The 10,147-nt window shown below is 33.6% G+C and carries 10 protein-coding genes; 9 read left to right on the forward strand and 1 reads right to left on the reverse strand.

Annotated features, from left to right (window positions below):
* The first annotated feature begins 101 nt into the window (after nt 1–101).
* The 9 genes from PGC35_RS21790 (at nt 102) to PGC35_RS21830 (ending at nt 9,653) form a co-directional block, all read left to right on the forward strand.
* Complete coding sequence (locus PGC35_RS21790) at nt 102–1,331, forward strand: hypothetical protein (RefSeq protein ID WP_375220684.1); 1,230 nt, start codon at nt 102–104, stop codon at nt 1,329–1,331.
* A 268-nt stretch (nt 1,332–1,599) separates the two neighbouring features.
* Nucleotides 1,600–2,448 carry an AAA family ATPase gene (locus PGC35_RS21795; RefSeq protein ID WP_375220685.1) on the forward strand — a complete coding sequence of 283 codons (849 nt, stop codon included), beginning with the start codon at nt 1,600–1,602 and terminating at the stop codon, nt 2,446–2,448.
* 36 nt (nt 2,449–2,484) lie between these two features.
* Entirely contained in the window at nt 2,485–3,273 is a 789-nt protein-coding gene (locus PGC35_RS21800) for a TOPRIM nucleotidyl transferase/hydrolase domain-containing protein (RefSeq protein WP_375220686.1), read from the forward strand.
* A gap of 403 nt (nt 3,274–3,676) precedes the next feature.
* Nucleotides 3,677–4,567: a tyrosine-type recombinase/integrase gene (locus tag PGC35_RS21805; RefSeq protein WP_375220687.1), complete on the forward strand. Its 891-nt coding sequence runs from the start codon at nt 3,677–3,679 to the stop codon at nt 4,565–4,567.
* A 6-nt stretch (nt 4,568–4,573) separates the two neighbouring features.
* On the forward strand, nt 4,574–5,401 hold the full coding sequence (xerA, locus tag PGC35_RS21810) for a site-specific tyrosine recombinase/integron integrase (protein WP_375220688.1): 828 nt from the start codon (nt 4,574–4,576) through the stop codon (nt 5,399–5,401).
* Between the two features lie 288 nt (nt 5,402–5,689).
* Nucleotides 5,690–6,523 carry a site-specific tyrosine recombinase/integron integrase gene (gene xerA / locus PGC35_RS21815; RefSeq protein ID WP_375220689.1) on the forward strand — a complete coding sequence of 278 codons (834 nt, stop codon included), beginning with the start codon at nt 5,690–5,692 and terminating at the stop codon, nt 6,521–6,523.
* An 82-nt stretch (nt 6,524–6,605) separates the two neighbouring features.
* A complete protein-coding gene (locus tag PGC35_RS21820; protein ID WP_375220690.1) occupies nt 6,606–8,090 on the forward strand; it encodes a tyrosine-type recombinase/integrase in 1,485 nt (494 codons plus the stop codon).
* A gap of 19 nt (nt 8,091–8,109) precedes the next feature.
* Nucleotides 8,110–8,952 (forward strand): tyrosine-type recombinase/integrase, encoded by an 843-nt coding sequence (locus PGC35_RS21825; protein ID WP_375220691.1) that lies wholly within the window; start codon nt 8,110–8,112, stop codon nt 8,950–8,952.
* A 404-nt stretch (nt 8,953–9,356) separates the two neighbouring features.
* Complete coding sequence (locus PGC35_RS21830; RefSeq protein ID WP_375220692.1) at nt 9,357–9,653, forward strand: hypothetical protein; 297 nt, start codon at nt 9,357–9,359, stop codon at nt 9,651–9,653.
* A 308-nt stretch (nt 9,654–9,961) separates the two neighbouring features.
* On the opposite strand, the gene PGC35_RS21835 is transcribed toward PGC35_RS21830, so the two are convergent.
* Nucleotides 9,962–10,147: tyrosine-type recombinase/integrase (locus PGC35_RS21835; protein WP_375220693.1), on the reverse strand; the 186-nt coding region annotated here is incomplete at its 5' end.

Consider the following 10,147-nt stretch of genomic DNA (forward strand, 5'->3'; position numbering starts at 1 on the left):
AAGCTCCACTACTGTTTGTTTAAATTCTTGGTTATAACGTTTTTGACTCATAATACAGACACGACCTTTCGTTAGTTCAATTTTATTGACTTAACCAAGATGTGTCCATAAATCTATTCTACATTCAAATTGAGGAGTTTTTTAATCGTTTATTTTTAGATGCAGAGAAAGAAATAGTAGAAATTATAAGTGAAATTAATCTAAAGAATATAAGAACACTAAAATATGTTTTTAATAGTTTCTATTCTTTAATAATAGAATTAAAAGAGTTTTTGAGTTTACTAGACCCTGATAAAAGAAACTTACTTGTTAGTGCTATTTTCTTAAACCATTTAGTAGCTTCAAATGAGTACAAAGAAGGGAGGATTAAAAGGGGAGACAGTTTAGAGTTTGCTAATAATTGGAGAGCACCTTTATTAATAAAATATATGGAAAACGCTCCAACAGAAGAAATATCAAGAGATTTTATAAAAAAATACCATAACATTAACAATTATTATGATATGCATGTTCATTATTTTGATTTTATTACAGAATATATTTTTGATGGAGTTATATATGATGCAGCTACTAAAGAAAGCTTGCTAAGGTACATTGAACAAAAATTTCCAAAGGAAGAAGAAAAAAAATTAATCGATAAATTTAATCAACTCAGATACTTTATGGAGTATGAAGATGACGTATTTAAAGGTATGTTTAAAGAATTTCTTGATGGAATTCAACTAGAATTCGTGCATCCAAAAAGATACTTAGAATTTTTTATGTTTATAAATGAATTAGATAACATCGGAATTTTAGAGGACTTTTCAAATTGGAAAGAAGTTCTTTATAAAATGTTAGAAAAGTGTTTATCGGAATCTGATTATGAGATTACAGAACTTATTTCATTTAAGAAAACAGGTATACATGAATACGATATGATGGTTGAATTATTAGAGAATTTCCAAACTAAAAATAACAGGAATTTAAGATTAGGAAATTTAAAAACTTGGTTTGATTCTTTAAATAGCAATGAGAATACAGATATTAAAGATATTATTGAACGCGAAGATGACTTTTTTGAATTGACAAATGAATTAAACATTCTTGAAAACTATTTAATGAGATCTAATAAAAGTATGAGTTCGTATATAAGTCACCTAAATCATGCCTACTTAAGAATATCTAACAAAAGTGATTATAATTCCCATGAAATACCTCATATAGATAAAATGATTAACACATTAGCTGAGAAGAAAAAACTATTCTCGGATGGGAAAATTGCACAGTATAATGCTCTCAAATTAGAGAAAATATTAAACGAATTAACTATACATTTAAAAAGTAAATAACTCTATCATTTAGATAAATTTAGTTATGATTAATAAATTTAGGAATCTCATAATTCTTGATCAGTGCTTTTTCTGATTTGTAACGACAAGTGTTCTATTGGGCCAAATCGAAGCTGAGTTTTTTACAGTCGGGGTGCTTTAGTGCTAGAAAATTGAGTTGTTTAGATTATCTTTTACTTGTTGAACTAGGTGAGGATAGATTATCAAGAATATATGAAATTAAATTAATAATATAGAAATTACTATATTTAGTAAGAAGGAGTAACAAATGATATCTAAAATAGGATTAAAATTTGGAGCAACCCCAGAAAGTGATAATTTAGAGATTACAACTACTCCTGTTACAGTTTTTGTGGGTCCAAACAACTCAGGGAAATCTAAACTATTAAGGGAGATATTTAATTTTTGTAAAGAAGGCCAACATAATACTCAAAACCAGATACTTGTTGATATTGAATTTAAAGATGAAAATCATGAGTTTGGAAAAAGAGCACTCGCTCATTTAATCAAAAAGCCTACTCCACAAGATACAATCACTCCAGGTAATGTAATAGTAGGAGACTTTTCTGATAGAATTCAGGTCAATGAAGAAAGATTTATAAATATGTTTGATAACCCAAACGAAAATAAGTATGAATTTTGCAGAAACTTCTTAAGATATAACTCTTTATTTTTAAATGGACAAAGCAGAATGGATTTAATAAATAGCCAACCAGCAGGTAATTTACAAGATCCACCTCAAAATAGTTTAAGCCTACTTTTTAGGGATGATGAAAGAAGAAAACAAGTAAGAAGAATAATATATGATGCTTTTAAAAGATATTTTGTTATTGACCCCACAAATTTAGGGATGTTAAATATGAAATTTTCTGATATAGAACCAGAGGATGACATGCTTGAAAGAGGAATTCACAAAGAAGCTGTAGAGTTTCATTCAAAGGGGGATGATTTAACTAACCTCAGTGATGGGGTTAAGGCATTTACTGGAATTATAACTCAAGTAATAGCAGGAGATCCTATGGCGTTAATGATTGACGAACCCGAAGCTTTTTTACATCCCTCCCTGTCTTTTAAACTAGGCAAAGAAATCTCCTTATCTGCGGCAAATACAAATTAAAAGATTTTTGTCTCAACTCATAGTGCTAATTTTATAATGGGATGTATTCAATCAGGTGTCCCAGTAAATATTGTTCGTTTAACATATTTACATGGTGTACCAACGGCAAGAATTCTTCCAAGCGATAATTTATTAAAATTAATGCGGAATCCTTTATTACGCTCTACAGGTGTAATTGATGGGATTTTTTATGAATCTGTTATAGTATCAGAATCTGACTCAGATCGAGCTTTTTATCAAGAGATAAATGAGCGATTACTAAAATTTACTCTAGAATCTGGTATCCCTAATTGCTTATTTATTAATGCTCAAAATAAACAAACACTGCATCAAATAATAAGACCTTTAAGAGAATTAGGTATTCCAGCAGCCGCTATTGTAGATATTGATGTGTTAAAGGAAGGTGGTACTGTATGGACGAATTTCTTAAACGGGGGCTTCGTTCCTGAAATATCAAATGAATCATTAGGAGTACTAAGGAATTTGGTGAAAAAAAGATTCGGGGAACTAAATATTAATATGAAAACACAAGGAGGAATATCAGCCTTACCTCATGAGGAACGTGAAGCGGCAGATAATCTTTTGAGTCAACTTAGTGAGTATGGGTTATTTGTAGTTAAAAACGGAGAATTGGAAAGTTGGTTAATGGAATTAGAGGTTAATGGTCACGGGTCAAAATGGTTAATTGATATCTTTGAAAAAATGGGGGAGAATCCTGAGTCAGAGGAATTTTTAAAGCCAAATGACAGTGATGTATGGTTTTTTCTTAAAACTATTAGAAATTGGCTATTAAATCCTAATAGGAAAGGAATTCCTAAGAATTAAGAAAATTTTTTTATCATATTAAAACAACGATTTCTTGTTCATTCTTGTAGCGAGTATTGTAGATGATTTAGTAGTCAAATAAACTTCAGTAACTTTTGCTTTAAAACGAGAGATATCCTCATAACAACGGCATATTTCGGTCCTGATTCTCATTCTTTTGCAAAAAAACAACATTACGTTAACTGATGGAAATCTACTAATATATGCTAAATAGTCATGGATATACTGTTCGATTAGTGATAGTTAGATTAATCCATAAATAGAAAACCGCTGTTGAGCACCACACTCAACAGTGGTTTTATTATTTATTTGGTCAATAATGTATAAAAAAGAAATTTTTGTTAACAATGTTTATTGTTAGTTATTATTAATCTCAAAAATAAAGAGAAAGGATGATATAAGAATGTCACCCCCCAAAAAATACTGGATAAGTGAAAAAGACGAAATTTCAAAAGACGTAAAAAAAGTTTTGAACGAATACCTACTCAGTCTAAAGCTTGAAAATAAAGCAGAGGCAACCATTACAAAATATCGTGTCCAAATAGAAAAATTTCTGGTTGAATGCAATGTGCCGCTAGTAGATTTAACTTCAGATATAGTTTGTACATGGTTAAACAATTATTCTGCTAATAAAAAACCTAGAACGATTGATTTTGTGCTTTCATCTCTTTCTTCCTTTTTTAGATATTGTCTCGAGGAGGAGTATATGGAAATTCAAGTAATAAAGAACCGCTGGAGACCTAAGATACCCCCTTCCTTGCCTCAGTATCTGACTGAACAGGAATATGCCCGTGTAAAGTTGGCAGCGGAAGGCCTGTCTATTCGCGACCGGGCACTTATACTTTTCTTATTTTCTTCTGGTTGTAGAAAATCTGAGGTCTCCAATATAGCATTACATGATGTCGATATGGCAAAACGAACAGCAAAAGTAACTGGTAAAGGAAACAAGATTCGGTATATTCATTTTTCGGAAGAATGCGCCATCATATTAAAGGAATACCTACGGATACGCACTGCAAAAAGCGACTTTCTTTTCGTGAATCAATATGGTAATCAACTCGGTAGACAAAGTATCTATAATATTACGACAAAGCTAGGAAGAAGAGTAGGTTTGCTTCAATCAATGTACCCGCATAGTTGTAGGCATACTTTTGCGACAATGATGCTCGCTAGAGGTGCGGAGCTAGAGTTCATTAAAGATGAATTGGGCCATTCCGACCTCAATACGACACGTGTTTATGCACGTATTCCAAGTGAAGAATTGATGATAGCGTATCAAAATAAGATGGGGTGAAGAAGTTTGAATAATGAACTAATGGAAGCGTTTTTTAATGATCACCAAGCAAGATTTAGCACAGAAACCACAAGGGGCTATCGGATCGCACTAAATCAATTTTTTTCTTTTTGCTCGAAACCCTATGATCAAATCAAAGCAATGGATATACGGATATGGATGAACTCTATGGAAGAAAAAGGATTGAAACCGACATCCATACACCTAAAATTATCCGCTGTTAAATCATTCTATCGTTACTGCATGGAAGAGAACAAACTAAAGAAGAATCCCTCCTTGCTTGTCAAGACTCCTAAAATTGATGATTCCTTGCCCTATTATTTAAGCAGAAGACAAGTCACCTTACTCCAGGAACTGACAAAGTCTGATCCACAGGCCAGGGCGTTGGTTGAAGCTCTTTATACGACCGGTGTCCGAATCAGTGAATTGCTAAATATTAAACAGGTAGACGTGAAATGGGATACTCGGCAAATTTGGATAAAAGGAAAAGGTACGAAGGAACGGTTCGTTTTGTTTACCCATGAATGCTCAGTACGTCTAAAAGCCTATTTAGCTGAACGAGAGATTAAGAGCGACTATCTGTTCTGTAATAGTAGAGGTGACAAGGTAGACAGGGACTACGTCCAAAAACAGTTTAGAGAATATACAAAGACATTAGGCTTTAAGGTTTCTCCCCACACCATGCGTCATACTTTTGCAGCCCATTTAGCTGAACGGAAAATGCCACAGAGCTACATTCAGGATTTACTTGGTCATGTCAATATCAATACAACTCATATTTATACTCGTCTCATGGAACAAGCACGTAAAAATAAATATGACCAATATCAATAAAAAGAGGTGGACCAAATGAGAAAATTAGATTAGTGAACATGATGCTATTCCAGTAAAACCGAAAAGAAATCTTCAACGAATACCTACTTAGGGGTCTCTTGCAATCTTTCCATCCATATTGTTGTCGGCAGCATACATTTGCTACGAATAATTCTTGCAAGAGGGGTTGATTTGCAATTTATTGCGGTTGTCTTGGGGCATTCTGTTCTGAATACAACTCGTATTTATTGCACAAATACCAAAGGAAGATATGATGTTGAAATACCAAAATATTATGGGGTGATACGAATGAACCAAGATATGATACAAAGTTTTATTAATGATAATGTCAATCGATATAGTTCTGATACTATTAAGTCTTATAAAATAGCACTCTCTCAATTTTTTTCTAATTGTCCTAAGAATTACGATGAGGTCAAGGCAAAGGACATTCGGGAATGGCTAGCAGTTATGACGGCTAAGGGGTTAAAAACACGTAGTGTTGAACTGAAATTGACAGCTGTCAAATCCTTTTATAAGTATTGTATGGAAGAAAACAAACTGAATATTAATCCTACACAAATAGTGCAGACACCCAAGAAAGAAGAGTCACTTCCTTATTATTTAAATAAGAAACAACTTGCAATGCTTCAGGAGTTAACAAAAGATCATCCCAGGGATCGGGCAATTGTAGAATCCTTATATTCAACAGGAGTTCGAATTAGTGAATTACTAAATATAAAGTTAGAAGACATCAAATGGGAATCACGTCAAATCTGGGTTCGAAAAGGGAAAGGAAACAAAGAACGATTTGTTTTGTTTACCTATGAATGTGCGGAGCGATTAAAAACGTATTTGGAGGATCGGAACATTGATAGTCCATACCTATTTCCAAATCAAGGGGGTAAACCATTAAGTCGGGATTTAGTGGAACATAACTTTCGAAAATATAAAAAGGTCCTTGGTTTTAGAATGACGCCACATACTATGCGTCATACGTTTGCGGCCCATCTAGCTGAAAAAGGAATGGATTTTAATTATATTCAAGAATTGCTAGGTCACTCCAATATTAATAGCACCCGAATCTATACCCGCCTTATGAACAATGCACGGAAAAAGCAATATGACCAATACCATACTTAATGGAAAGGAGGATAATTGAATGGACGAAATGGATATATATTGGGAAGTAGAGACCCCAATAGCAAACCCGGAGAACCTCCAAATGATAAATGAGTTTTTACTGTACCTAAAAAATGCAAATAGGAGTAAACGTTCAATTATTTGTTATCGAGGAAAATTGCAAATTTTTTTCATGGAAATGGAAGTCCCTTATTCATCTCTTACATCAAGTAACATCCAGGAAAGGCTAACAAAAAATCAAAAGGACTGGAAAGAAAACACCATCCGGAATTATTTAGACTGCCTGAGATCCTTTTTCAACTTTTGTGTGGAGAAAGGATATATTGAAAATTCTCCACTTCGAAAAAGGGAAACAAACTACTGGGAGCTTAAAAATCCCTTACCAAACGCTGAAAATCAGATAATAATCAACGAGTATTTAGAATTCCTTAAAAATGAAAATTTAAGTCAAAAGGAAATAATCAAAAACAGGGGAAGGCTGCAAGTTTTATTTAATAAAAAGAAAGATTCATTTAAACTTCAAACATCTGAAGATACCGAGAAGTGGATTAAAGAAAGACAAGGCAATTTGAGAGAACATACTATTCATGATTATTTATATTATCTTCGATCTTTCTATCATTTTTGTGTGGAGAAAGCTTATATAAAAGAAAATCCTATTAAATACCAAAGGGTAAAAGAAGTCAGGTATTGGGAAGTGAAAATTCCAATTCTCAATAAAGAAAATAAGGAAATGATTAATCAATATCTATTAAGCATTAATGTAGCGAACTACAGTAAGTTTACAGTTCGCAGCTATAGGGATATTTTACAGAATTTTTTTAAAGAGAGAAACGAAGTATATTCATCTATTGCATCTACGGAGATTCAACAGTGGCTAATTCAGCTGCAAAAAAGGTGTACAGAAGGGACAGTTTCGTTTCGTATAAGTGTGCTGAATTCCTTTTATAGATTTTGTGTAGAGGAAAGTTATATGGAAAAGTCACCAATGAAAAGCAGGTGGTCCCCCCGTCTTCCACAGTCTATACCGAAATACCTAAATAAAGAAGAAATAGCAAAAGTCCGTAAACAAAATGAAAAGGATAACCCTCGAGATCGTGCCTTGGTAGAATTTTTGCTAACCTCAGGTTGTCGGGTGGGAGAAGTACACAAGCTCAACTTGGCTGATGTTGATCTGGATAGACGAACGGCCATGGTAATTGGAAAAGGACAAAAGATACGACAGATCAATTTTTCGGTAAGTTGTGCGGTGTTACTTGAACGCTACAAAGAATCTAGAAACGACCAAAACCCTGCTCTATTTGTAACTAATCATCGGAATCCTAGGAGACTTTCATCAAAATGGATGGGGACCGTTGTAAGAAGAATTGGGAAAAGGGCAGAGCTATCTTCAAATCTTAATCCACACAGGTTTCGTCATACTTTTGCAACGAATTTGTTGGAAAAGGGAGCCGAACTTTCATTTATTAAAGATGAATTGGGGCACTCGAACTTAAAAACGACACAAATATATGCCAACTTACCAAATCAACAATTAAAGCTATTATATAGTAGGTATATGGGTTAAGGGATAAGGGGGATGAAACATGGATCAAGAAGGGAATATTAAGCAGTTCATCAATGATAATCAATTTCGGATTGATGTAGAATCGTTGAAAAAATACCAATGTGCAATCCGTCAATTTCTAGAATATACAGATAAACCTCTCGCGGCCATTACGAAATCTGATATTCGATCCTGGCTTATATATTTGAAAGAAAAGGGGTATAAACCAAATACAATTTGGTCGAAATTGACAGCGTTGAAAACCTTTTTCAACTATTGTCTAGAAGAAGATTTAACGCTTAAGAACCCAGCAGCAAAAATACCATTTCCACGTGTAGAAGAAAAATTACCGTATTATTTATCGATAGAACAAATGATTAAGCTACGAAAACTCCTAGAAGGACGGTTACAGGAACGGGCTATACTCGAGGTATTGTATGCAACCGGTATAAGAATTAGTGAACTATGTGCTATGAAAATAGAGAACATTGACTGGTCAGAACGCACTATTCACATTCCAAATGGAAAATGGAAAAAAGGTCGTATCGTCTTATTTACCCATCAGTGCGGAGAACATTTAAAACTCTACTTAGAATCCCGAACTGATGGTCATCCATATGTCTTTTTAAGCTTAAAGTTTAAAGATCGTGCGATTAGCCCGGATGTAGTTGGCAGTTGGCTATTTAAGAATTACGCAAAGAGCTTAGGGTTTAAGGTAACACCTCATACAATAAGGCACACATTTGCTGCACATCTTGCTCAAAAGGGGATGCCATTAGAGTGTATTCGAGTGCTTTTGGGTCATGAAACCCCTAATGAAACTAGTTATTATGCACGATTATATAATCATGCCCGTAAAGAAAAATATGATGAGTTCATGTGAGAAGTGTTATTTGAGAAATGAGTGCATCTCTGAGATTTATTTAAATATTACTTTGGAGAGCTGGTTTATAGCAAGTAAGGAAGTAACTTAAATATTCTTTTATTGAGGATAAAGATATGCTACAATTTATGTATATCTTTTTTCTTTTCTTTTATTTGCAAACTCTCTTCGGAGTAGTTCTGCGGTGATGAATAATTCTAAGTCTTTGGACTGATTGTGTTTCATAGCATCTATTTTCTTTTTTTGCTATGTTATTAATCTTTTCAAGGCTTTTTTGTCGTTCTTAGAAACTTAAAAACCGAGGGAAAGAGGGTTGAACTTAGCCAAGTTTAATAAAATTGACTTGTTCAGAGAAAAACGATTTAAAGAGTAGTATTTTTGAGTACAGAATGGAGAGAATAAAGTTGAACTATTTATATGAGACAGAGGATAATCCAAAAATGCTTCAAGTCTATTTGAAAGAAGCGTATCATGAGGTATTTTGTTACGGATTAGGATTAGAGAGCAAAGAACGTGGTAATGATAAGTTACTTTTTACCATCGTAAGTGGTAGTGATTCTGCATTACAATCCTTGAAAGGTGCCATTGATGTTGGTTCACATGGAGGAATCACGTTTGGTTATGGGGAAAAAGGATCAACCGATTATCTGTTTCATCGAGAGAAGAGTCTATCAGCTGAAAAGGGGAAGTACGAGAACTAACCTGAATTTACTTTTTTAATAAAACGCCTTAACCCGTTGGTACACAAGGGTTTTGGCGTTTTTGTTTAGGGTTTAGTGTTGTTGAAAGAAGGATTAACGCAAAAACGACTGAAAATCGGGCAAAAAGCAGGATTAAATGAAGAAAAAGTTGTTTTTGAACCATTTGAACCTAAAAAAGTTTTGAGAGTATTTATGAAATAAATAGGAGCTTTGATTCTGGATTAATGATTTTATTGTTGAACTTATTGTACTAATAGGAGTTTTAGTCAAGTAGAGCAACGTTTTTTAAGACGTTGCTACTTTTACATTTAAAAGTACTTTTGATAATATTCTTTCCTTAGCCTCCCGCTTAATTGAGCGTAGATCTTGGTGGTTTCACTTTTCTCATGCCCCATAAGACTTTGTATGACTTCAATAGGAGCTCCATTATTCAACAAATTAGTTGCGTAGCTGTGCCTAAGTTGGTGTGGATGAATCTCTTTATTAATTTCAGC

Origin of the sequence: Psychrobacillus sp. PGGUH221 (assembly GCF_042055255.1) — a bacterium.
GTDB lineage: Bacteria > Bacillota > Bacilli > Bacillales_A > Planococcaceae > Psychrobacillus.